Genomic DNA, 22,395 nt, shown 5'->3' on the forward strand with positions numbered 1-22,395 from the left:
TCAGGTTTTGTTTAAGTCGATAAGCGAAGGAGCTTGAGATGATTGAATTATTGATTATTACAGCATTGGTTGTTTGGAGTGCGATCTTCGTTTTTAAGAAGGTGTTTCCAAAAACGGCTTATTCGGTATTTTCTAAACTTGCTCAGTTTTGCCGTGCTCAAGGTTGGAGTCGTCTAGCAACATGGTTACAGCCTGCAATGGTCGCAGGTTGTGGTGGCGGTTGTGGATGTTCAAGTAGTGATGCTGATGCGCCAAAAAAAGTTGAAGTCCAAGCGGTGAAGTGGAAATAACCAATTCATTTTAAATTCAAAAGCCATTCTAAGACTTAGGATGGCTTTTTTTATGTTTAATGATTGATGATGTGATGTATTTTTCTTTTGTTATTTGAATGTTTCTATTTTGAGGGGCTTCATCATTTATTTATGTATTTGCATCTACTACAGGATTGAAGCATAACAAAAAGATTTCAGTCATCTATTTGATGCATTTTTTGATGGCATTATTCCAAACGAATATGACGATATTTTTACGCACTGACACAAAAAATTATCAAGAAATCAAAAACAGAAAAAGCTTTCAAATCGCCAAAGTGCTAACATTTTGCAAGTTTCAAAATTTACTCTGAGTGGGACAATAATGTTAATTCAACGTGGTGGCTTAAAAGTCGTTGCTGGGCTAGGTATTTCTGGTGTTTCAGCGGTTAATTTTTTACATGAACATGGTTACCGAGTTGCAGTTACAGATTCACGTGAAGTCCCACCAGGACATGACAAAATTCCTGCCGAAGTACAAACTCGCTTTGGTCAGTTTGATCAAGATTTATTACTACAAGCTGAAGAAATTATTATTAGCCCAGGGCTTGATCCAAAGTTACCTGAAATTCAAGCAGCGATTGAAAAAGGTATTCCTGTTGTCAGTGAAATTCAGATTTTACGCCGTGCGACAGATAAACCGATTGTTGCGATTACAGGTTCAAATGCAAAAAGTACAGTAACGACATTGATTGGTCTTATGGCGCAAGAAGCAGGCGTGAAAGTGGCTGTAGGTGGAAATTTAGGTCGTCCTGCACTGGATTTAACCCATGATAATCCAGATGTTTATATTTTAGAGCTTTCAAGTTTTCAGCTCGAAACCACAACCAATTTAGCTGCTGAAGTTGCAGTTGTGTTGAACATGAGTGAAGACCATTTAGATCGTCATGGTGATATGTCAGGTTATCACACAGCAAAACATCGAATTTTCCAAGCTGTGAAAAAGGTGGTGTATAACCGTGATGATTCACTGACACGTCCACTGGTTCCAGATGTCACGCCAATGCAAAGCTTTGGCTTAAATGCACCTGATTTGAACCAATACGGTATTCTCAGAGAAGATAACGGTACAATTTGGTTAGCACGTGGGCGTGAGCGCTTATTGAAAAGTTCTGAGATGTATATTCAAGGTACACACAATGTTGCGAATGCCTTGGCATGTTTAGCGCTGGGTGAGGCAATTGGCTTACCAAGAGAGAAGATGTTAGAAACATTAAAAACCTTTAAAGGTTTAGAGCACCGTTGTGAGTTTGTGAAAGAAGTCAACAATGTTCGTTATTATAATGATTCTAAAGGGACGAATATTGGTGCGACATTGGCGGCACTCGATGGTTTAGGTGCTGCAATTGAGCCACAAGGCGGTAAAGTTGCCATTATTCTTGGTGGGCAAGGTAAAGGCCAGGATTTTACAGCATTACGTGATTCACTACAGAAGTATGCCAAAGTTGCTGTCTTGATTGGTGAAGACTGTCCAATCATTGAAAAAGCAATTGAAGGTACAACGACATTGCTCCATGCTGATTCTTTGCAAGAAGCCGTTGCTTTATGTCAGCAAAATACGCATGCTCATGACGTGGTGTTATTATCGCCAGCATGTGCAAGTTTTGATATGTTTACAGGTTATCCAGAGCGTGGACATCGCTTTGTTGAATATGTAAATGCTTTGAACTAAAAGAATCATAAGGATAACAGTATGGCTGGGTTAGCTCAGACGACTATAAGTAAAATTCAACAGGTGTATGAGCGCTGGCTACCTAAGTTTCCAGCGGAGATTACACCTCGTAATGTACTCGTATTTTGCGTCATTTCATTGTTGTGCATTGGTACGGTCATGGTGGCTTCGGCTTCAATGCCTTATGCAGAACGTATGCATGAAAATGAGTTTCACTATGTGATTCGACATGCAATTTCAATTGTCGTGGCATTGGTTGCTGCGATTATTACCTATCGTATTTCATTGAATATATGGTTTAACAATACTTTTCCATTGTGGCTCATCACGATTATTTTGTTGCTCGCAGTTTTGGTGGTGGGAACAGAGGTGAATGGTTCGACACGTTGGATTCGTGTAGGTGGATTTACTTTGCAAGCCACAGAGGTTGCTAAGGTAATGATGACCATCTTCACCGCAGACTATGTGGTACGAAGGGCGCAAGAGGTACGCAGTAACTATAAAGGATTATTGCGCTTAGCCATTGTGATGTTGCTTACAGTCGGTTTAATTATTGCTGAACCCGATTTGGGTGCGACAGTGGTAATTGCAGTTTCTATGCTGGGTGTATTCTTCTTGGCAGGTGCACCACTGATTCAATTTGGCATCGCATTTGGTGCAATTCTTTCAGCCTTTATTTTCCTGATTGTCTTTGAACCATATCGTTATGAACGTTTGATGTCATTCTCCAATCCTTGGGCAGACCCATTAGGTTCAGGTTATCAATTGTCCAATGCTTTAATGGCTTTTGGTCGTGGAGAATGGTTTGGTGTCGGTTTAGGGCATAGTATTCAAAAAATGTCTTATTTACCTGAAGCACATACCGACTTCATGTTGGCAATTTTGGGTGAGGAGTTTGGTTTCTTTGGTATTGCAACGGTTTTAGCTTTGTCTTTTGCTATGGTTGTTTGTTGTATTCGTATCGGTCAACGTGCTTTAAATCATCAATATTTACGTGCAGGTTATTTGGCTTACGGCATCAGCATTATTTTCTTATTACAAATTCTGGTAAATGCCGGGATGAATATGGGAATGTTGCCGACCAAAGGTTTGACATTGCCATTCATTAGTTATGGTGGGTCTTCGTTGATCATGTGTGCAGTGATGATTAGTTTAATTTTAAAGATCGACGCATCGACTAAAGAAGCTAACCCTGCACGAGAAGAATCGAGCTTCTAAGCTTCATAATTCAAGTTGTTCGATTTAAAAATGGTGTTACATCGCTGAGGTGTAACACCATTTTTTATTGTCCAGTTATTGCAACAACCATCTAAGTTGCTATTTGAAAATGCCCTGAATTTCAGTGCCTTTAGGAATCAATTGAATGTCCCATTGTGCAACAGCTTGAGCGAGCATTTTATGTGGTTGGTCAATATCAACAGGCTGTTGTCCAAGCGCTGAAATCGCTTGTGAAAGCAATTCAGGTGCATGTTGAATGTCGAGTGCATGGGCAAGATTTTGCTTAGAGAGTTTCTGTCCTTGAGCATTCATGGCCAGAGGAAGGTGCATATATTCAAGTTGTGGGTAGCCTAAAAGCTGTCCTAGCCATATTTGACGTTCTGTATTATCTAATAGATCTGCGCCACGTACGACATGAGTGATGCCTTGTAAATAATCATCAACCACAACAGCAAGTTGGTAGTTGATAATCCCATCACGTCGTTTAAGCACGAAATTGCCCAAATCAGTTTGTAGATTTGAACAATGCTGACCTTGTAGGTGATCTTGAAAACAAATATTTTGATCTGAAACTTTGACTCGAATGGCTTGATTTGCGAAATCTAAATGTTTTTCTCGGCATGTACCTGTATAGATATGATTTGAACCGAGTATTTTGCGGGTGCATTCACATGCATAGACCAATTGTTTTTGTTGGAGTTGTTCTATAGCGGCATCGTAAAGGTCTAAACGATTTTTTTGATAAATAATTTCAACGTCAGATTCAAATTCAAATGCATCTAAGCATTTTAAAATGTGTTGTTCACTATCTGGGTAGATACGCGGGATGTCAGTATCTTCGATTCGAACAATCCATGTACCTTGATTAGCTTTTGCATCGCAATAGCTTGCAACGGCAGTAATAAGTGAACCAAAGTGTAGCGGACCTGTGGGTGAAGGTGCAAACCTACCCGTATAAACCATTCTATCCCCCTCGTTGTCGAAAGAAGGGGGTAGAGGAGGATTAGGCAATAACATGATTAACCGTTATTTTGCTTCTCTTTGATCTCTGCAAGGGTTTTACAGTCGATACATAAAGTCGCTGTCGGGCGTGCTTCTAAACGACGTAAACCGATTTCAATACCACAAGTTTCACAGAAACCGTAATCATCATTTTTAATCGCTTCAATAGACTGTTCGATTTTGCGAATGAGTTTACGTTCACGGTCACGTGTACGTAGTTCAATAGCAAATTCTTCTTCTTGCGTTGCACGGTCATTTACATCTGGTAATGAAGAAGATTCATCTTGCATGGTGTTCAAGGTGCGGTCCACTTCAGACATTAATTCTGCTTTCCACGCGAGCAAAATTTTACGGAAATGTTCGAGCTGCCCCTCAGACATGTATTCTTCATTTTTCTTCGGCTGATAAGGCTCGATACCAAATAGACTCGCTGTAGTACCGTTGTCATTTGTCTTTGGCTTGGTTTTACGCACTCGCTTAACAGATTTGTCATCTGCTACTGCTGTTTGCTCATCCAAGGTTTGATTTTGGTTGTCATTCGCCATAAAGGGCATTCCTCATCATATACGTACTGTTCTATACGTAAAAAATATGGTGATATGCAAGTATTTTTATCACTACCAATAGAATGAATCCATCGGGGGCGTCATCATATAGATTTTTTTACAAAGATGAAAGCCATCTAACCCTTAATTCGACTTTCTGCATATCTCTTAGGTCGAATAACTTAATGGAAAAAAGTAAAAATGAAAAGCTAGTAACCTGAAATTTCTTCATTTATCGTGACCTTAAAGTGATCTAGCCGATGAACGATAGTTTCAAACTCACCATTGTTTTTTAAATGTAAGCAACGGTAACCAGGCGCAATTTCATCAAATGCAAATTCTTGGCTAAGTGGTTTAAATTGTACACAGGTTGCTGGTGTTGAAATAAATTGAATACCATTCCATTCATTGTGTGATTCTTGGTGAACATGACCGTGCAATACCATCTTAATATTTTTAAATGGTGCTAAGATTGTTTTGAATTCATCTGCATTTTTCAGTTTATGCTGATCTAACCACTTTGAACGCATATCAAATGGGTGATGGTGACAAGCAATAATGACAAACTTATCTTGCTGTTGTTCCAAAATCTGTTTTAAGTGTTGTAGCTGTTCATCTCCAATCCAACCATCCGTTTGCCCCATGATCACACTATTTAACAAGATCATTCGCCATTGATCTAATTCGATTACAGTGGGCTGAGGTTCAGGGGTATGAAAAGGAAAAATATTCAAATTGTCATGATTGCCAGGGATATGATAAAAATCGACAGCAAACTTTTGCATATACTCTAAATAACGATGATACGTTGAGGGACGAGCTGCTTGTGCAAGATCACCTGTGTGCAAAATAAGATCAATATTTGGGTAGCGTTGCTGAATATCGTCCATAATGGCATGAAAGCTTTCTTCTGGATTAATACCAACGAATTTTGCGTCTGGATGATCCATCAAATGTGTATCTGTAATCTGAATCATGACAAGATCTTTATTGATCGAATTCAGTGATTGCTCTGATTGCATGCCTTTCCCCTAGACATTTTCTAATTGGTTTACATGTTGTTGTAGCCACTGTAAAGCCATAATGATTGGCGCATTGCATAAACGTTTACTGTGTAATAAAAAATTTAAGTCTGCGTATGGAATAATATGTAGTTTTATATTTTCGCCTTCATCAGGCATGCCGAAGACCCCGCCTTCAGAAGGTAATTCTGCCTGAGCAACATAGAGATGGAAAATTTCATCACAAGCGCCTGCAGAAGGGTAGAAACTGAATAGAAGTTCAATCTGATCTAATTCACATCCAGACTCTTCAACACTTTCTCGTCGTATACAGCTTTCTGGAGATTCATCTCCATCTAGTACACCGGCAATAATTTCAAGTTGCCACGGGGACACTTGGTCATCGATTGCGCCCACTCGAAATTGTTCAATCAACACAAATTTACGTTGCTGATCATTGTAAATGAGTACCCCAGCAGCTTCTTTGCGTCGAATAAGTTCACGTTGAATGACCGTCGTATACTCAGACTGGTTAAACAAACGATGTCGCAAGCTAATTTTTTCAACTTGAACGAATCCCTGATAGGCATATTCACGAGATTGAATTTCCACATCTTTATCAGAGTAGGTTGCTTGTTGAATGATATTCATGAGTAAAGTTAGGATGAAACGTGTTCATTTCATCCTAACTGAGAAATGCTTAAAGACAAATATTTTTTTCATCTTTAAACTTTGTGGTACAACTTTTGTCCGTGTTCCTGATAAACGGTTTTCATAGTTTTAAGGCCATTTTCAATCACAGATTCATTTTCAAGTGCATTTTTTGCATTTTGCTGATTTTGCGCATGGCTTTGTGCATGATTTTGTGCATAGTCTCGCACATTCTGCGTGATTTTCATTGAGCAGAATTTAGGCCCACACATCGAACAAAAGTGTGCTGACTTGTGTGCTTCTTTTGGCATGGTTTCATCATGCATTGAGCGAGAAGTATCAGGATCTAAGCTGAGATTAAATTGATCTTCCCAACGGAATTCAAAACGTGCTTTAGATAATGCATTATCACGAACTTGAGCACCCGGATGACCTTTGGCTAAATCGGCTGCATGCGCTGCAATTTTATAAGTGATGATGCCATCTTTCACATCTTTCTTATTCGGTAGTCCCAAATGCTCTTTTGGCGTGACATAGCACAACATAGCGGTACCATACCAACCAATCATCGCAGCACCAATTGCAGAAGTGATATGGTCATAACCCGGTGCGATATCTGTGGTTAAAGGACCTAATGTGTAAAATGGTGCTTCTTGGCAGACTTCAAGTTGTAGATCCATATTCTCTTTGATCATATGCATCGGTACATGCCCCGGGCCTTCGATCATGACTTGGACATCATGTTTCCACGCACGGTGCGTCAACTCACCCAATGTACGTAATTCTGAGAATTGAGCTTCATCATTGGCATCTTGAATACAACCCGGACGTAAGCCATCACCAAGGCTGAATGACACATCATAAGCCTTCATAATTTCGCAAATTTCATCGAAATGGGTATATAGGAAGTTTTCTTCATGGTGCGCTAAACACCATTGCGCCATGATTGAACCACCACGAGAGACGATACCCGTCAGACGGTCGGCAGTCATTGGAACGTATCTTAAAAGCACACCTGCATGGATGGTAAAGTAATCCACTCCTTGCTCAGCTTGCTCAATGAGCGTGTCTTTGAAAATTTCCCAAGTCAGGTCTTCAGCTACACCATCTACTTTTTCTAAAGCTTGGTAAATGGGAACTGTACCAATTGGGACAGGGGAGTTACGAATAATCCATTCACGGGTTTCATGGATATTTTTACCTGTCGATAAGTCCATGATGGTGTCTGCACCCCAACGTGTTGCCCATGTCATTTTGGCAACTTCTTCATCAATTGAAGAGCCGAGTGCTGAGTTGCCGATATTGGCATTAATTTTCACCAAGAAATTACGTCCGATAATCATCGGTTCAATTTCAGGGTGGTTAATATTGGCAGGAATAATCGCACGACCTTCAGCAACTTCTTTTCGCACAAATTCAGGTGTGATTTCCATGAGATTACGAGCACCAAAGTTTTGACCTGCATGCTGACGCATGTCTACGCCTTCACGCTGACGCTGATTTTCACGAATCGCAATATATTCCATTTCAGGTGTGATAATGCCTTGCTTGGCATAATGCATTTGCGTCACGTTTTGACCTTGTTTGGCACGACGTGGTTTTTGAATATGCGCAAAACGGATGTCTGCGGTACGGATATCTTTTAGGCGCTCTTGACCGAAAGTTGAACTCAATGTTTCTAAACGTTCAGTATCCTGACGTTCGGCAATCCATGTTTCACGGACATTGGGTAAGCCTTTATTCAAGTCAATTTCAACTTGAGGATCGGTATAAACACCTGAAGTGTCATAGACCATCACCGCTGGATTTTGCTCACCACCTAGACCTGTGGGGGTATCTGTCAGCGTAATTTCACGCATCGGTACTTGAATGTCTGGACGAGAACCTTGGATATAGACTTTTTGCGAAGCAGGTAAAATTCGAGTGAGATCTTTGGCATCTTGCTCATGTTGAGCAGACAATTCATTTGAAGAGAGATTCGTTAATTGGTTCATTGCAATGATCCTTATGAATGACATCAACGAATCAAGCACGACCAAAAACGGTGGCAGATTGAGTCTATTTTTTAAATCCAGTATTCACGATTAAATGGTGAATACTACAGCTGTATTTCTACAAAAATAGATCAATAAAAAGCTAAATGTTTTTAGATGGCTTGATTCCTACGCAGGTCTTAACCTGATCAGGTTCAACGGTACTTGGGTTTAAGTTCATTCAATTGAAGAACTGACCTAATCTCAGCGAGTCATTACTCGCGCTCCGTCAAGCTATGCTGAGGATATTAACACATCCTTTTTAAAATAGACTTGCAATTTGTATAATTCGATCTGTGTTGAGAATGTATAAGTCATAGCCATTTTTATGGTTTTTTTAGGTATTAAATTTGCAGGCGCTAAATTTGAAGGTATTAAAAAGGTATTAAAATAGAAAAACAATCAAAGTAAAACGAAAAAATCTAAGTATCTAAGTAGTGGAACAAATCGCATCACTAAAACAATCTCTTTTAAGATTTTTAAAATTGATAGGTTTTAGATTTAAAAATTGATTCAGTTGAGAAAGTGCCAATAATTGGGGATTATTTTCCAATTTCGTTTGCTCTTTTACACTGAGTTGAATTTTTTGCTTACGTTGTTCTGCGGACATTTTGATAAATTGTTCAAACTTCTGCGCTTTTATCGACAATTCACCATCTTTAGATTGTGCTAAGTGTTCAATAACAGTCCAATAGGCCTCATTCACATCGTTGGCATTCTCAAAGTTTGAAGAAACGGGTTCATTCTCCAAGCCTAAAAATAATAAGCTGCTATAGGCATTTTCTAAGTAACGTGCATCTGCAATATAGCTGCTTTCAGGATAATCTAAGGTGTATTGTTGCCAAAATTTGGCTCTTTTCGCAATTTCATCAGCGCTGAGATCTAATTTCTGATTTTTAAAAAGCGGTTGAGTATTTTGTTCAGCCAGATTTTCTATAAATTTTTGCTCAGGCTCAATGAGATAAGGTGCAAAAACTTTGGCTAAATATTGCGGATTTCTTCGATAAGTCACTTTATTATCGCCTTGATCAATCAATTCGATATAAGCCTGACCTTTATGGCGAAGTAAATATTGGTCACGAATATTCAATTGTTCAAATTGGCTTTGTTGAATCGTTGGGTAAGCTGACTGATCTAAAGCATAGGTTTCAAAAGCTTGTTGTTGCTCTGATGTTCTGTCTAAATGTAAAAATTGCTGATACATTTGTTTTGAAAGTCGCATTAACTCTTTTTGTTCAGCAGGTTTCATGAGTGGTACACAAAGACGAATATCTTGATTGACTTGTTCAATGGCTAAAGTGGTTCTTTGAGCATCCATTGTCGTCATTTCTTTTTTTAAGTTTTGACAGATTTGACTGAGGTCTGGAACAGGGTCTTCATTTCTTTGTGGCTCTTTTGCAGCATGCACGATGTCGGCCGCAGGTTTTTCACAAGCGGTGAGTAAACTACTAAGCGCAATCAGGGTGCTACAAAGAAAGAGATGAGAGAGTTTGTAAGACAATTTCATTAGACGGACATTAAAAAAATTTACCTAATTCAGGATTTGGTTATTGTCACCTAATCTCATCTAAATAAATGATATGTTTTGTAGTTTTGTGATCATAAAACGTTAATACTTTAGTCGTGAAAAGTGTATTTTTAAGAGAATTTAAACTTAATCCGGTATAGGTTTGTTGTAGTCATTCAAAATTTGTTGATGTTTAAATAGGAATTTTATAAAGACTGAATTGAAAATCGGATAAAAAAACAGCTTTTGTAATAAGATTGAAAAGTTAACAAAATTTACGAATAGATGCTTTTTGAGTAGCTATTCTGATGGTTGATTTATATTCATGATGATTTGAAATTTAAGGGTTCAGTTCTATCATGCAGAAATGCAAGTAGGATCAAAACCCATTTGAGATTCGTCCGAAAGAAAATAGCTGTCATAAAAGATTCATAATTAGTATGGTTTAATATTAAATCTAAAAAAGCTTTTTGCTGTATGTGGAGTATCAGACTTTGAGCCCAAGTAATCCAGTGTTGACTCATCATATATCTTCTCAATTTAATGAAGATTTACAGGATGTAAATACCAAATTTATGACCATGGGCGGGCTGGTTGAACAGCAAGTTGCAAATGCGGTTCATGCCTTATTAGACACCAATGCCAATTTGGCAATAGACGTTCAGTTTCAGGACAATACGGTGAATCGTTATGAGCGTGAAATTGATGAAGCACTGACTTTGATTCTTGCGCGACGCCATCCCGCTGCGATTGATTTACGTATGGTGATTGCCATGAGTAAGGCTAATACAGACTTAGAGCGTATTGGTGATGAAGCGGCAAAAATTGCACGTATTGCACAAACTCTGTGTGAAGAAGGTGAATCACCGCGTGGTTATATGGAAACCCGTCATATTGGTAATCAGGTTCGTGTCATGATTCATGATGCTTTGGATGCATTTGCTCGAGTTGATGCAGATCAAGCTTTAAAAGTTCTATTAGCAGATGCAGATATTGACCGTGAATACCAGTCAGCAACACGTACTTTAATGACCTATATGATGGAAGATCCTCGTCATATTAGCCGTGTCATCAATGTGATGTGGGTACTCCGTTCATTGGAGCGTATTGGTGACCATGCACGTAATATTTCTGAGCAAGTGATTTATATTGCGAAAGGTTTTGATGTGCGTCATACCAGTGTCGAAGAAATTGAGCAAAAAGTTCAGAGTAAATAATTCAATTTAAAATCAATCTCTCGAATAAAAAAGACCTGAATTTTTCAGGTCTTTTTTTGAATTATTTATTTTGATTTTCTCAAATCTTGGTCAAGGCAGTGCCTTTGTGCGCTGCAATATGATCAGATTTATCACTTTTGATTTCATATTGTGGCTCTTTTTCTGTGGCGTGATGCGTATAACCTTTGTAGTTAAAATCCTGAGTGTGGATTCGTATAATCGTACCTGAAACTCGCCCCGCTTCAGAATTCCAACTGACTTTGTCACCGATTTTAAATTGTGTTTCCATGATGATCACATTTCCGTTTTGCTTTCTGTTTGGTCTGTATCCGTATTCGCATAGGATACATTGCCAGCAACAATGACCGCAGGCGCAGTGTATCGATGTTCATCAGCTTTGCCGACTTTCATAATATGTCGCACTGTCCAACCTCTGACTTTTAAAGCATCAGATAGCATAGAGCGATGACAGCGCCACCATACGGCTTCAGCACACATGACGGCAGTTGTTTGCTGGGTTGCTATTTCCTCTAAGTGTTCAATGGCTTTTTCAAAAGCTTCACTGTCCATATAATCAGCATAGCCACGGAAAGAATGATTGTGCCAACGGGTATTTTTTGAATCTTTTTTCATCCGCCGTCTTCCACCTAAATCGCTCAAGTAGGTGTACATGATGCCATGTTCAGGCAAAGCGACAGCAAGATTGTCTTGATTAAATTGCGGATATTTTCGTGAGCCCGGTAAGCTGCGTATATCCGCAAACATTTGAATATGAAAAGATTGTAGCATCTGCAAAAAATCTTCCAGACTATGGGTAGAATGACCTATGGTATAAATGATACGTGGTGTCATTTCTTCATCCCATCACCCAAAACTAACTTATATTTATCAATATATTGCTGTTTTTGTTTGGATTTGTATTGTTGGATGTAGCGTGGGTGCTCAAGTACAGTTAACTTATCAAATAATTTTGCATCATGATTCAGCTGATTGATAAATGTTGCATTCTTTTTCCCCAGTATAAATACCTCTGAGGTGTTTAATCCAAAGCTGATCTGTTTTCGCAATGATTCAATCATAAAGTCTTTGACATCTTGAAACAAAGTATCGTCATCATAATAGTTGGCGTTTAATAATTGCCCACGACTTGTTTCACGTACAAGCGCCAAAGGAAAGGGTGAATTGATATAAAATTGTTTATAAAAATCTTTTGTACCACCATAAGCAGCGATTACATCGTACATAAATACAGAAGAAATTTCGTGAGTATGTGCCGATTGCATTTTGATCCCACAAACAGCTTCCAAGCGTTTGGTGTCTGTAAATGGAATGCCTGTTACGCCTGCACCATGACGACTCGGATTAATACCGATAATAAATTTTCGCTCATTTGAATCATTATAATATTTATCATAAAACGCTTGCATGACTTGTAGTGTTTCAGGGTTATCCATAAAGGGATTCATCACCTGAAAATCTTTTGGCAGTTTTCCCACATAATGTAAATGTTGATTAAATGCTTTGATATGCTCTGCAAAAGTTTTAGACATTAGTACTCCATTTCTTGATATATGGAAGTAAAATATTTTTGTATGGCTCTACTAAACGAACATATCCATCTTGCTCGTCTATAGAGCCTTATTATAATACCCAATGAAACTCATCAGGCATTGACTTAAATACGTGTCACTTTATTTCAGAACGAGAAGTTATAACCTCAAACAACCACTACACCTGAGCCAAAGCTTGTTCTAAATCTGCAATTAAATCATCAATATGTTCAATACCTACAGACAAGCGAACCATGTCAATACTGACACCTGCTGACTTTAATTCATCTTCATTGAGCTGACGATGTGTAGTTGTCGCAGGGTGGCAAGCTAAGCTTTTTGCATCACCAATATTGACCAAACGAGTGAATAATTGCAAAGCATCAATAAAGCGAGTTCCGCCTTCAAGCCCATCTTGAACGCCGAAAGATAAAATTGCTGAAGGTTTTCCTTTGACATATTTTTGTGCCAAAGCATGTTGAGGATGATCGGTTAAACCTGCGTAATTAACCCATTTGACTTTTGGATGTTGTTGTAAATATTCAGCCACTTTTTGTGCATTTTCAGTATGGCGTTCCATACGCAAACTCAAAGTTTCTAAACCTTGTAAAATTAAGAACACACTCAGTGGACTGATTGCTGCACCAGTATTACGCAGTGGAACCACGCGTGCACGTGCAATATAAGCGGCTTCACCTAAAGCTTCAACATAATTGACGCCATGATAACTTGGATCAGGTGTATTCAAAACTTTGAAGCGCTCAGGGTATTTACCCCAAGGAAATTTACCGCTATCGATGATCGCCCCACCAATAGAATTACCATGACCACCAATATATTTGGTTAGAGAATGCACCACAATATCTGCACCATGCTCAAACGGTTTGAGTAGTGCAGGGGTCGCAACGGTATTATCGACAATTACAGGAACACCATATTCATGGGCAATTTTAGCAATGGCCTCTAAATCAATGATATTTCCCAATGGATTACCAATCGATTCTACAAAAACCAATTTGGTTTTTTCATCTATTAAATCACGTAAAGCTTCAGGATTTTGATAGTCAAAGAAACGAACCTCAATGCCTTGCTTCGGTAGCGTATGTGCAAATAAGTTGTATGTTCCACCATATAAAGTTGAAACAGAGGCAATATTATCACCAGCTTCTGCAATGGTCTGAATTGAATAGGTGATTGCAGACATACCTGAAGCCAAAGCTAATGCACCAATACCCCCTTCAAGAGCGGCTAAGCGTTGCTCAAGCACCGCAGTTGTTGGGTTCATGATGCGAGTATAAATATTGCCTTGTACTTTTAAGTCAAACAGGTCTGCACCATGTTGTGTATTATCAAAGGCATAAGAAGTGGTTTGGTAAATCGGTACGGCAACAGCTTTGGTGGTTGCTTCGGGTGTATAACCTGCATGAATCGCAAGGGTTTCATCTTTATAAGTCATGTTTTTCAGCTTTTTTGTTAAATTTCAAATGAGTGTAGCAAATAAATATATGAAGTAAACATGAGTTTTTGTATTTTTAAATCATAAAAAAAGATAAAGCTGATGATTAGTGAGGTGGGTTTTTAACATCTATGTTTTTTATAAAAAATTAAATTATTTTGGTCAATCTTTTCCTTTTATTCCTTCACCTCCATTTATGTAGGACTCTGAAAATTTAGAAAAATTTATTTTTATTCGTTCAATGCTCTGTTGGTATGCGGTACCTGCACATTTATCGCCAAACTTATTACTAAACTTAGAACCAGCGATTGGATTGGATAGAATATTTAGAAATTCATTCATGCGATTTGCAATGTCTTCATTAATTTCTTTGCGACCAGTATTCGGGTTTATTGTTATAATATTTTCAATATCAAAATCACTTGGCCTTAAGAGGATTGGTATTTGATTAACCGAAAGCTGTGGATTTAATTTGAGCATATGCTGTCTATTATAGTTTTCACACTTATCTAGAACTGTAGGTAGGTCTGGGTCGGTTAAGAAATCGTAAAGATTTTTTTCTGTTTCTGGGGTTACATAGGGGATACCATCATTTTCACCTTTGGCTAAATAATCCTCAGGCTTGAGTGCTGTTTCCTCAGGGTTGCCTTCGCCGAATTTATAATGTAATTCCTTGCCGTTAAATATAAATTTTTTGTCTTTCCAATTAGGATTAGGTGAGAATTTATCAACTTTAATTTCTTTTATTTTTCCCACATTATTAGGAGGTTTTGTTTCAACAGTCTTTTGATTTTTAATATTATTATTTGAATTTTTTAAAGGGTTTTGAGGTGGGCTTTCCAGTGTGTACACAACATACGCAGCCAATGTAATAAGTATAGTACAGGTTAAAATGAGTAATAATTTAATTTTCATTAGAATGGTGTGTTTTTTAACTTTTCAGCAAGAATACTTAAGTTTTTCTAATTCACCAAGCCATATATATTGACTAAATGTAACAATATTACATATTGGAAATTTAAGTTATTTCAAAACATTTTCTTCAAAAGAGTGATTATATCGCCATTTTAAATCCTGTCATTATGATGTCATTTGTCCCGATTAACATAAGCAACTCAATAAACTATACAACAAACAAAAATGACGATGAAAATTGCAATAATGAAAAAAACGACTTTAACGCTGGCTTTATGTGGGTTGATGAGTCTAACTGCATGTTCAGATGATGATGACGCTCAATCTCCCCCAAAAAACTTGATTGAAACCATCACTTTAGAGTTTGGCAATGAAGCATGTTCAATGGGTGGTACACGTATTCAAAGTGGTTTAGACAATAATCAGAATGCTAAACTCGAAGCCAATGAAATAACCAAAACAGAAGACAGTTGTAAAACCAATTTATTTGCACAAGGTACAGCACTTCCACTGAATATAGTGGCAAGTTATACCGTAAATGGTTCAACGATTGATCAAGCCTTTGACATCCGCCAAGGTGGTTTTGGTTCAGATGTTGTTGCACATCCAAGCAATAAAAAGCAATTTTATGCGCTCACAGATCGTGGCCCCAATGCCGATTATAATGATGGGATACACGGTGCTGGTAAGATTTTTGCCATTCCTGATTATGTGCCTAAAATAGGTTTATTTGAAGTTCAAGACAATGGCACTGTGAAACTGGTTAAAACAATTTCTTTAAAAGATAGAAATGGTAAAGAGATCAGTGGATTACCTAATACTTCTGCTTTAGGCGGTACAGGGGAAACGCCTTATGATGTGAATGGTAAAGTGATTACAGTTGATTCAACTAAGCCTTTCGATGCGGTTAATAATCCAATCAAGTTAGATGATTATGGATTAGATAGTGAAGGTCTTGCAGCATTAAAAGATGGGACTTTTTGGGTGAGCGATGAATATGGCCCACACATTGTTCACTACGATGCCAATGGTAAGGAAATCGGTCGTATTAACCCATTTAAGGCAGATCAGCGCAATCATTGGACATTACCCAATGAATTCAGTTATCGCCGTGCTAACCGTGGGATGGAAGGTCTAACCATTACCCCAGATCAAAAAACTTTGGTGGGTATCATGCAATCTACCATGAGTTTGCCTAATAAAAATGTTAATAAATCAACACTGACTCGTATTGTGACCATCAATTTGGAAACAGGTAAAGTTGCACAATATTTGTATCAACAAGAAATAAAAGAGAATTCAAACTCTGCGATCGTGGCTTTAAGTGATACGCAATTTTTGGTTTTAGAGCGTGATGGATTGTTTTATAAAGATTCTGCGAATGTCATGAAAAATGTCTATCGCATCGATCTAAGCAAGGCGACCAATCTAGAAAATATTCAAGATCAAAATAATCTTAAACAAGATGAAAAATTAGGACTAACCATTGCAGGAAAGACCTTAGAAGAATATCAACTTGAGCAAGGTTGGGATGGTTTAAAAGCGTTGAATATTCTGCCTGTGCCTAAAACATTGGTTTTGGATATGGGGAAAGCTGTGAAATATCCACATGACAAGATGGAAGGTTTGTGGCTGATCAATAATACAGCTTTAGGTATTTTAAATGATGATGATATGGGGCTGTGGTCAAATAGCAAAGGTATGGAACCGAAATATTTAGATGCTGCGCGTAGTCGTATAGATACGAATACTTTGTATATTGTTGATCATTTAAATTTAAAAACACCATAAGCCTATTATTAGCCACCGAAACGGTGGCTTTTTTATAACAATTTTCAAATTTAAAAAGAAAAGCAGGATTGAAAATGAATAAAAGATTTTTTCTCGTATTGTTCAGTAGTTTTGTGATTTCAAATACTTGGGCTGCACCACAAGTGACTTCACGGGAATATAAGTTGTTATTACAAGCCGATCAGTTTAGCTATTCCAATGAAGCGGCGAATGTAAATACTTATATACAACAAGCCAAAAATATCATTGCTCAACAAACAGGTCGTAGTGTTTCAGGAAACATGACTTTGGATAAGCAACGTCAAATCCGCTTTTATGATTCACCAAGTAGTTGTTTATTAAACGATATGGGTTATAGCTTTAGAGAGCGGATCGAAAATGGCGCTTCTGAGGTGACACTTAAGCTGAGAAGTTATGATCATTATCTGGCTGATTTTGCAGATTTAAGTAGCCCAACCTCAGGTGCAAAAACTAAACTTGAAGATGATATTACCCAAACGGCAACACAAAGCTTTTTAGTGGGGGCAAGTAAATCGACGACTGTTCCCAACACGCGGACTTTGAATGATTTCTTAGACATTCATACACATTTTCCAAAGTTTAAAGAAACCTATGCAATCAGTGACAATCAAGCTTTATCTCAAGTCGGTAATTTAACCATTTATGAGCGAAATTATAGTGGTGTCACTATAGATTTGGGCGAATTTGATGCTGAGATGGAGATGAGCTTATGGTATACCCAAGTGCCATACGCAGGACTCAAACCAGCTGTGGTTGAAGTGTCATTTAAGTATGCAGATCCAAATGCTAACTATACAAATAAAGTTGTGCAACGTGCTGCGATTAGTTTTTCAGCTTTGAAATCATTGTCGAATTACAATGCACCAAGTTCAACACAAACCAAAACGCAATTTGTGTATCAGTATCAGCCCAATTTTTGCTCTTAATGTGCTTTGGTGTGGGGAAGGGACTATGTTTGTCATGCTTGGAAAATAGTCAAGAGATCTTTTGAAAATATCTTGATCAAATTGGGCGAATCTAAACAAAAATAGATAAATTCAGCGTATAATTATTGCCATTTATTTGTTCGCATTTTTTGTTCGCATCTTGCGAATTCCTATTCTTTATAGAGGAGTCCTACGTGGCCCAATATATTTACACGATGAACCGTGTGTCGAAAATGGTTCCGCCTAAGCGCGAAATCTTAAAAGACATCTCTTTATCATTCTTTCCAGGTGCAAAAATTGGTGTACTTGGTTTAAACGGTGCAGGTAAGTCTACCTTGCTTCGTATTATGGCTGGCGTAGATAAAGATTTCTCAGGTGAAGCTCGTGCGCAACCGGGTATTAAAATCGGTTATCTAGAGCAAGAACCACCATTAGACCCAAACAAAGACGTTCGTGGTAACGTTGAAGATGGTTTACGTGAACCATTGGATGCATTGGCTCGTTTGGATGAAGTTTTTGCTGAATATGCTGCTGAAGATGCAGATTTCGATGCGCTTGCAAAAGAGCAAGAAAAACTTGAAGCGATTATCCATTCTTGGGATGCACATAATTTAAGTAACCAAATGGATCAAGCAGCGGCTGCATTGAACCTTCCAGCTTGGGATGCAGATGTAAGTTTGCTTTCAGGTGGTGAGCGTCGTCGTGTTGCATTGTGCCGTTTATTATTGTCTAAACCAGATATGCTACTTCTAGACGAACCGACGAACCATTTGGACGCAGAATCTGTGTCTTGGTTAGAACGTTTCTTGAAAGACTTTGCTGGTACGATTGTGGCAATTACGCATGACCGTTATTTCTTAGATAACGTTGCAGAGTGGATTCTTGAGCTTGACCGTGGCATGGGTATTCCTTACCAAGGTAACTATTCTTCTTGGTTAGAACAAAAGAATGCACGTTTAGAGCAGGAAAATAAACAAGAAGAATCTTTTGCTAAAGCATTGAAAAAAGAACTTGAATGGGTTCGTTCAAATGCTAAAGGTCAGCAAAAGAAAAACAAAGCGCGTATGGAGCGTTTTGAAGAACTTAACTCACGTGAGTTCCAACAGCGTAACGAAACTTCTGAAATCTATATTCCACCTGGTCCACGTCTAGGGAATAAGGTTGTAGAAATTGAAGGTATTAGCAAATCATTTGACGGTCGTTTACTGTATAAAGATTTGACCTTTACTGTTCCACCTACAGCGATTGTGGGTATTGTGGGGCCAAACGGTGCGGGTAAAACCACATTATTCCGTATGATGACGGGCGAACAGCAACCAGATACAGGTACTGTAACACTGGGTGAGTCAGTGAAAGTGGCTTATGTCGGTCAGATTCGCGATACTTTAGATAACAACAAAACAGTTTGGGAAGAAGTTTCTGGCGGTTTAGATATCTTGAGAATCGGTGAATACGAAATCGCATCTCGTGCTTATATCGGTCGCTTTAACTTTAAAGGTCAAGATCAGCAGAAGCGTGTAGGTGAGTTGTCAGGTGGTGAGCGTAACCGTTTACAACTTGCAAAAATCCTGCAAATGGGTGCAAACGTGATCCTACTCGATGAACCATCGAACGACTTGGATATTGAAACATTACGTGCGCTTGAGGATGCAATTCTTGTATTCCCAGGTACAGTAATGGTGGTATCGCATGACCGTTGGTTCCTTGACCGTATTGCGACACATATCTTGTCATTTGAAAATGAACAGCCAGAATTCTACGAAGGTAACTATGCTGAATATGAAGCATACCGCCAATCTCGTTTAGGCGATGATGCCGTTCAAAAGCGTACTAAATACAAAAAAATTGGTGGTTAATCGCCAATTTAACGTATAGAAAACCAGCTTTAGGGCTGGTTTTTTATTGTCTGAAGAAAGGTAAAGCATTGAGTTGGTCTTGCGCTTCTAGGTGGCCTTGATTTGCAGCCAAAACTAACCATTTTTGAGCTTTTAAAGTATTGCTGTCTAAACCTAAATGACCATGTAAATAAAGCATACCGAGCTTATACTGCGCTCGACTATAACCTTTTAGGGCTGAACGCAAAAGAAACCAGATGGCGTTTCGTTGATAGTGATGCAGTTGATGATTCAATGTATGCCCAATCGCAACACTGTATTGTTGATTAATTGCCAAATGCTCATACGCTGTCGCACGATGATAAGTGCTTTGAGCTTCCGATACCATAAAGGCATTACTGCGTATATGATGGTGTAAAGGCATTATTGATTTCCATATCATCCGAATTATTTTTATTAAATTCATTTTCCTCTACTCACTCTATTTTGAAATAAAGCTTTCATTTCTAAGATTAAAATAAATATATAGAATAAGAAATACCCAAATTATGTGATTGATAAAAATAGTTGGGTAAAAGTGTGATATTTATCAATCATTATAAACTTAGTGTTAAGTATTTTACCAAAAGTTAATTATTCTGTAATTTGAAAAATAAAAAAAGTGAAACCTTTTCATCAAATTGTCATTTTATTTTAAGAATTATTCAACATGGCTTTACAGTCGTTTTAACTATCTGAATTGAAGAATGTATCAATGATAGCATCTGATCAAAGTATTAAAGTATTTACAAGGTGTTGAAAAGTACAATAACGAATACATTTCTGCTGAATAAAAAAAGAGTGTTATTTCAACACTCTTTTCAGAAAAGACCGCTTATTTGTCAATCAAAGGCGCATTTCAATGCCTTGATCTGCTAAATACTGTTTGGCTTCAGGAATCGTATATTGACCAAAGTGGAAAATAGAGGCTGCAAGTACAGCATCTGCACCGCCTTTTAAAATACCATCTGCTAGATGTTGTAAATTGCCTACACCACCAGAAGCAATCGTCGGAATAGTGACACGTTCATTGATTTGACGCATTAATTCAATGTCATAGCCTGCTTTGGTTCCATCGGCATCCATTGAGGTAATTAACAGTTCACCTGCGCCAAAGTCTGCCATTTTGACAGCCCAATCAATCGCATCGATCCCTGTAGGTTTACGACCACCGTGGGTGAAAATTTCCCACTTATTATCGCCCGTTTTTTTTGCATCAATCGCAACCACGATACATTGCGCACCAAAGCGTTGTGAAGCTTCTTGTACAAATTCAGGGTTAAACACTGCAGCAGAGTTAATGCTGACTTTATCCGCACCTGCATTTAGCAGTAGGCGAATATCTTCAACTTTACGAACACCGCCACCGACAGTCAAAGGCACGAATACGCTTTCAGCCATACGTTCTACAGTGCGATAGGTTGTATCTCGCTCACCTGAGGTTGCAGTGATGTCTAAAAAAGTAATTTCATCGGCGCCTTGTTCATTATAACGGCGTGCAACTTCAACGGGATCACCTGCATCACGAATATCAAGGAACTGAACACCTTTAACTACACGCCCATTATCTACGTCTAGGCAAGGAATAATACGTTTAGCAAGCATAATTTTTTCCAAAAATAACAGCCGATTATGAAACTGAGCGATGTAGGTGCTACACCTCGCGAGTCAGAGAGGGTATTCTATCAAACTTATGTAAGTTTTTTCGCAGGTTTTATATGTCGGTTTATACCACTTTGAGTTTAAAGGAAGTTCAAGCCTTTGCAGCACCGTATGGATTAGAGGTTATTGAGCTGAATCCAATTCAAGGAGGTATTCAAAATACCAATTATTTTATAGTCTGTGCAGATGGGACACAGTTTGTTTTAACGTTGTTTGAAAATATGGACACGCAAGCAGCGGCGGAATTGATTCCAGTTTTAGAATATTTAGGACAACAAGGTTTGGCTGTACCTGTGCCGTTAAAGCATAGCGGTCAATCTATTCATACTCTGAAAGATAAGCCTGCTCAAATTGCACCACGTATGTTAGGACAGCATCCAATGCCTTCAACATTGGAGCAAGTTGAACAAATCGCCATTGCTCAGGCTCAAATGCATGTGGCTTTGCAAGATTTTCCATTACAACGCAAAACAGCGCGTGATCATGCTTATTGGTACAACGTCGCAAAGCAAATTAAACCCACTTTAAATGTTGCAGATACAGCATTGCTGAATAATCTTTTGGGTTTATATGAAGCTTTAACTGCGATGTATCCAAACCGCCCTAAAGGTTTTATCCATTCAGACTTATTCCGTGACAATACGCTCTTTGAAGGCAATACACTCAAAGGTATTCTTGATTTTTATGAAATGAATCGAGATGAATTACTGTTTGATATTGCGATTACGCTAAATGATTTTTGTACGGAATATCCTGACGTGACGTTGAATGAAGCCAAAGCAACCGCTTTTTTAAATGCATATTCATCTGTCCGTCCTTTAACTGAAGATGAAAAGTCTTGTTTAGAGTTATATTTGGCGATGGCAGCAGGGCGTTTTTGGATGATGCGTTTACAAGTGGCGCAAATGAACCAAGCAGAAGGGCGTACTGGGGATGATATTTTGCAGAAAAATCCTTTAGAAATGCGTAATATGCTGGTAGAAAGATTAAAGTTTGTAACTGCTTAATAAGTATTAGGCTTCTTTAATTCAATTTATATAGGC

The 22,395-nt window shown here is 38.3% G+C and carries 21 protein-coding genes and 1 riboswitch; of the genes, 8 read left to right on the forward strand and 13 right to left on the reverse strand.

The window, feature by feature from the left end; all coding sequences use genetic code 11:
- Nucleotides 1–38: 38 nt before the first annotated feature.
- The 3 genes from GGG_RS0105605 to ftsW all read left to right on the forward strand — a co-directional run bounded on the left by GGG_RS0105605 (nucleotide 39) and on the right by ftsW (nucleotide 3,201).
- A complete protein-coding gene (locus tag GGG_RS0105605) occupies nucleotides 39–290 on the forward strand; it encodes a DUF6587 family protein (protein WP_010112944.1) in 252 nt (83 codons plus the stop codon).
- A 346-nt stretch (nucleotides 291–636) separates the two neighbouring features.
- Nucleotides 637–1,983, forward strand: a complete 1,347-nt coding sequence (gene murD / locus GGG_RS0105615) for a UDP-N-acetylmuramoyl-L-alanine--D-glutamate ligase (protein WP_010112945.1) — start codon at nucleotides 637–639, stop codon at nucleotides 1,981–1,983.
- Between the two features lie 21 nt (nucleotides 1,984–2,004).
- Nucleotides 2,005–3,201, forward strand: a complete 1,197-nt coding sequence (ftsW, locus tag GGG_RS0105620) for a putative lipid II flippase FtsW (RefSeq protein WP_010112947.1) — start codon at nucleotides 2,005–2,007, stop codon at nucleotides 3,199–3,201.
- A gap of 99 nt (nucleotides 3,202–3,300) precedes the next feature.
- Here the strand turns inward: ftsW and gluQRS are convergent, their stop codons facing one another.
- From gluQRS to GGG_RS0105650, 6 genes are all read right to left on the reverse strand, one after another.
- Complete coding sequence (gluQRS, locus tag GGG_RS0105625; RefSeq protein WP_034598917.1) at nucleotides 3,301–4,218, reverse strand: tRNA glutamyl-Q(34) synthetase GluQRS; 918 nt, start codon at nucleotides 4,216–4,218, stop codon at nucleotides 3,301–3,303.
- Between the two features lie 2 nt (nucleotides 4,219–4,220).
- Nucleotides 4,221–4,748, reverse strand: a complete 528-nt coding sequence (gene dksA, locus GGG_RS0105630; protein WP_010112951.1) for an RNA polymerase-binding protein DksA — start codon at nucleotides 4,746–4,748, stop codon at nucleotides 4,221–4,223.
- A gap of 209 nt (nucleotides 4,749–4,957) precedes the next feature.
- Entirely contained in the window at nucleotides 4,958–5,770 is an 813-nt protein-coding gene (gene cpdA, locus GGG_RS0105635) for a 3',5'-cyclic-AMP phosphodiesterase (protein ID WP_010112952.1), read from the reverse strand.
- Nucleotides 5,771–5,779: 9 nt separating this feature from the next.
- Entirely contained in the window at nucleotides 5,780–6,400 is a 621-nt protein-coding gene (locus GGG_RS0105640) for an NUDIX domain-containing protein (RefSeq protein WP_010112953.1), read from the reverse strand.
- 74 nt (nucleotides 6,401–6,474) lie between these two features.
- Nucleotides 6,475–8,394, reverse strand: coding sequence for a phosphomethylpyrimidine synthase ThiC (gene thiC, locus GGG_RS0105645; protein ID WP_010112954.1), 1,920 nt, complete (start codon nucleotides 8,392–8,394; stop codon nucleotides 6,475–6,477).
- A 148-nt stretch (nucleotides 8,395–8,542) separates the two neighbouring features.
- Nucleotides 8,543–8,672, reverse strand: a riboswitch (TPP riboswitch).
- 191 nt (nucleotides 8,673–8,863) lie between these two features.
- Nucleotides 8,864–9,940, reverse strand: coding sequence for a hypothetical protein (locus tag GGG_RS0105650; protein WP_010112955.1), 1,077 nt, complete (start codon nucleotides 9,938–9,940; stop codon nucleotides 8,864–8,866).
- Between the two features lie 494 nt (nucleotides 9,941–10,434).
- On the opposite strand from GGG_RS0105650, the gene phoU reads away from it, so the two are divergent.
- Nucleotides 10,435–11,157 carry a phosphate signaling complex protein PhoU gene (phoU, locus tag GGG_RS0105655; RefSeq protein ID WP_010112956.1) on the forward strand — a complete coding sequence of 241 codons (723 nt, stop codon included), beginning with the start codon at nucleotides 10,435–10,437 and terminating at the stop codon, nucleotides 11,155–11,157.
- Nucleotides 11,158–11,236: 79 nt separating this feature from the next.
- On the opposite strand, the gene GGG_RS0105660 is transcribed toward phoU, so the two are convergent.
- The 5 genes from GGG_RS0105660 to GGG_RS0105680 form a co-directional block, all read right to left on the reverse strand.
- On the reverse strand, nucleotides 11,237–11,446 hold the full coding sequence (locus GGG_RS0105660; protein ID WP_010112957.1) for a DUF2945 domain-containing protein: 210 nt from the start codon (nucleotides 11,444–11,446) through the stop codon (nucleotides 11,237–11,239).
- A gap of 5 nt (nucleotides 11,447–11,451) precedes the next feature.
- Nucleotides 11,452–12,009 (reverse strand): DUF488 family protein, encoded by a 558-nt coding sequence (locus tag GGG_RS0105665; protein ID WP_010112958.1) that lies wholly within the window; start codon nucleotides 12,007–12,009, stop codon nucleotides 11,452–11,454.
- Nucleotides 12,006–12,707: an SMUG2 DNA glycosylase family protein gene (locus tag GGG_RS0105670; RefSeq protein WP_010112960.1), complete on the reverse strand. Its 702-nt coding sequence runs from the start codon at nucleotides 12,705–12,707 to the stop codon at nucleotides 12,006–12,008. Before GGG_RS0105670 ends, GGG_RS0105665 begins: the two co-directional genes overlap by 4 nt.
- Nucleotides 12,708–12,885: 178 nt before the next feature.
- Nucleotides 12,886–14,163, reverse strand: a complete 1,278-nt coding sequence (locus tag GGG_RS0105675) for an O-acetylhomoserine aminocarboxypropyltransferase/cysteine synthase family protein (protein ID WP_010112962.1) — start codon at nucleotides 14,161–14,163, stop codon at nucleotides 12,886–12,888.
- 162 nt (nucleotides 14,164–14,325) lie between these two features.
- Nucleotides 14,326–15,015, reverse strand: a complete 690-nt coding sequence (locus GGG_RS0105680) for a hypothetical protein (RefSeq protein ID WP_227500486.1) — start codon at nucleotides 15,013–15,015, stop codon at nucleotides 14,326–14,328.
- Between the two features lie 309 nt (nucleotides 15,016–15,324).
- Between GGG_RS0105680 and GGG_RS0105685 the strand changes: the two genes are divergently transcribed.
- The 3 genes from GGG_RS0105685 to ettA all read left to right on the forward strand — a co-directional run bounded on the left by GGG_RS0105685 (nucleotide 15,325) and on the right by ettA (nucleotide 19,672).
- Complete coding sequence (locus GGG_RS0105685; RefSeq protein ID WP_010112966.1) at nucleotides 15,325–16,869, forward strand: esterase-like activity of phytase family protein; 1,545 nt, start codon at nucleotides 15,325–15,327, stop codon at nucleotides 16,867–16,869.
- Between the two features lie 68 nt (nucleotides 16,870–16,937).
- On the forward strand, nucleotides 16,938–17,816 hold the full coding sequence (locus tag GGG_RS0105690; RefSeq protein ID WP_029574466.1) for a hypothetical protein: 879 nt from the start codon (nucleotides 16,938–16,940) through the stop codon (nucleotides 17,814–17,816).
- 194 nt (nucleotides 17,817–18,010) lie between these two features.
- Nucleotides 18,011–19,672 (forward strand): energy-dependent translational throttle protein EttA, encoded by a 1,662-nt coding sequence (gene ettA / locus GGG_RS0105695; RefSeq protein ID WP_010112970.1) that lies wholly within the window; start codon nucleotides 18,011–18,013, stop codon nucleotides 19,670–19,672.
- Between the two features lie 43 nt (nucleotides 19,673–19,715).
- Here the strand turns inward: ettA and GGG_RS0105700 are convergent, their stop codons facing one another.
- The gene (locus tag GGG_RS0105700) at nucleotides 19,716–20,075 is read right to left on the reverse strand and encodes a sel1 repeat family protein (RefSeq protein ID WP_010112972.1); all 360 of its coding nucleotides are present in this window, start codon (nucleotides 20,073–20,075) and stop codon (nucleotides 19,716–19,718) included.
- Nucleotides 20,076–20,536: 461 nt separating this feature from the next.
- On the reverse strand, nucleotides 20,537–21,295 hold the full coding sequence (hisF, locus tag GGG_RS0105705; protein WP_010112973.1) for an imidazole glycerol phosphate synthase subunit HisF: 759 nt from the start codon (nucleotides 21,293–21,295) through the stop codon (nucleotides 20,537–20,539).
- A gap of 113 nt (nucleotides 21,296–21,408) precedes the next feature.
- Between hisF and GGG_RS0105710 the strand changes: the two genes are divergently transcribed.
- Nucleotides 21,409–22,359, forward strand: coding sequence for a homoserine kinase (locus tag GGG_RS0105710; protein ID WP_010112974.1), 951 nt, complete (start codon nucleotides 21,409–21,411; stop codon nucleotides 22,357–22,359).
- Nucleotides 22,360–22,395: the final 36 nt, after the last annotated feature.

Source organism: Acinetobacter sp. P8-3-8 (assembly GCF_000214135.1).
In the GTDB taxonomy this organism is placed as follows: domain Bacteria; phylum Pseudomonadota; class Gammaproteobacteria; order Pseudomonadales; family Moraxellaceae; genus Acinetobacter.

Bases quoted from the DNA above. Each gene is read 5' to 3' on its own strand.
- GGG_RS0105685 (WP_010112966.1), top strand. From the start codon at position 15,325: ATGAAAAAAACGACTTTAACGCTGGCTTTATGTGGGTTGATGAGTCTA.
- GGG_RS0105605 (WP_010112944.1), top strand. From the start codon at position 39: ATGATTGAATTATTGATTATTACAGCATTGGTTGTTTGGAGTGCGATC.
- GGG_RS0105660 (WP_010112957.1), bottom strand. From the start codon at position 11,446: ATGGAAACACAATTTAAAATCGGTGACAAAGTCAGTTGGAATTCTGAA.
- thiC (WP_010112954.1), bottom strand. From the start codon at position 8,394: ATGAACCAATTAACGAATCTCTCTTCAAATGAATTGTCTGCTCAACAT.
- GGG_RS0105640 (WP_010112953.1), bottom strand. From the start codon at position 6,400: ATGAATATCATTCAACAAGCAACCTACTCTGATAAAGATGTGGAAATT.
- GGG_RS0105700 (WP_010112972.1), bottom strand. From the start codon at position 20,075: ATGCCTTTACACCATCATATACGCAGTAATGCCTTTATGGTATCGGAA.
- GGG_RS0105670 (WP_010112960.1), bottom strand. From the start codon at position 12,707: ATGTCTAAAACTTTTGCAGAGCATATCAAAGCATTTAATCAACATTTA.
- GGG_RS0105650 (WP_010112955.1), bottom strand. From the start codon at position 9,940: ATGAAATTGTCTTACAAACTCTCTCATCTCTTTCTTTGTAGCACCCTG.
- murD (WP_010112945.1), top strand. From the start codon at position 637: ATGTTAATTCAACGTGGTGGCTTAAAAGTCGTTGCTGGGCTAGGTATT.
- GGG_RS0105665 (WP_010112958.1), bottom strand. From the start codon at position 12,009: ATGACACCACGTATCATTTATACCATAGGTCATTCTACCCATAGTCTG.
- gluQRS (WP_034598917.1), bottom strand. From the start codon at position 4,218: ATGTTATTGCCTAATCCTCCTCTACCCCCTTCTTTCGACAACGAGGGG.
- GGG_RS0105710 (WP_010112974.1), top strand. From the start codon at position 21,409: ATGTCGGTTTATACCACTTTGAGTTTAAAGGAAGTTCAAGCCTTTGCA.
- GGG_RS0105675 (WP_010112962.1), bottom strand. From the start codon at position 14,163: ATGACTTATAAAGATGAAACCCTTGCGATTCATGCAGGTTATACACCC.
- hisF (WP_010112973.1), bottom strand. From the start codon at position 21,295: ATGCTTGCTAAACGTATTATTCCTTGCCTAGACGTAGATAATGGGCGT.
- dksA (WP_010112951.1), bottom strand. From the start codon at position 4,748: ATGGCGAATGACAACCAAAATCAAACCTTGGATGAGCAAACAGCAGTA.
- ftsW (WP_010112947.1), top strand. From the start codon at position 2,005: ATGGCTGGGTTAGCTCAGACGACTATAAGTAAAATTCAACAGGTGTAT.
- cpdA (WP_010112952.1), bottom strand. From the start codon at position 5,770: ATGCAATCAGAGCAATCACTGAATTCGATCAATAAAGATCTTGTCATG.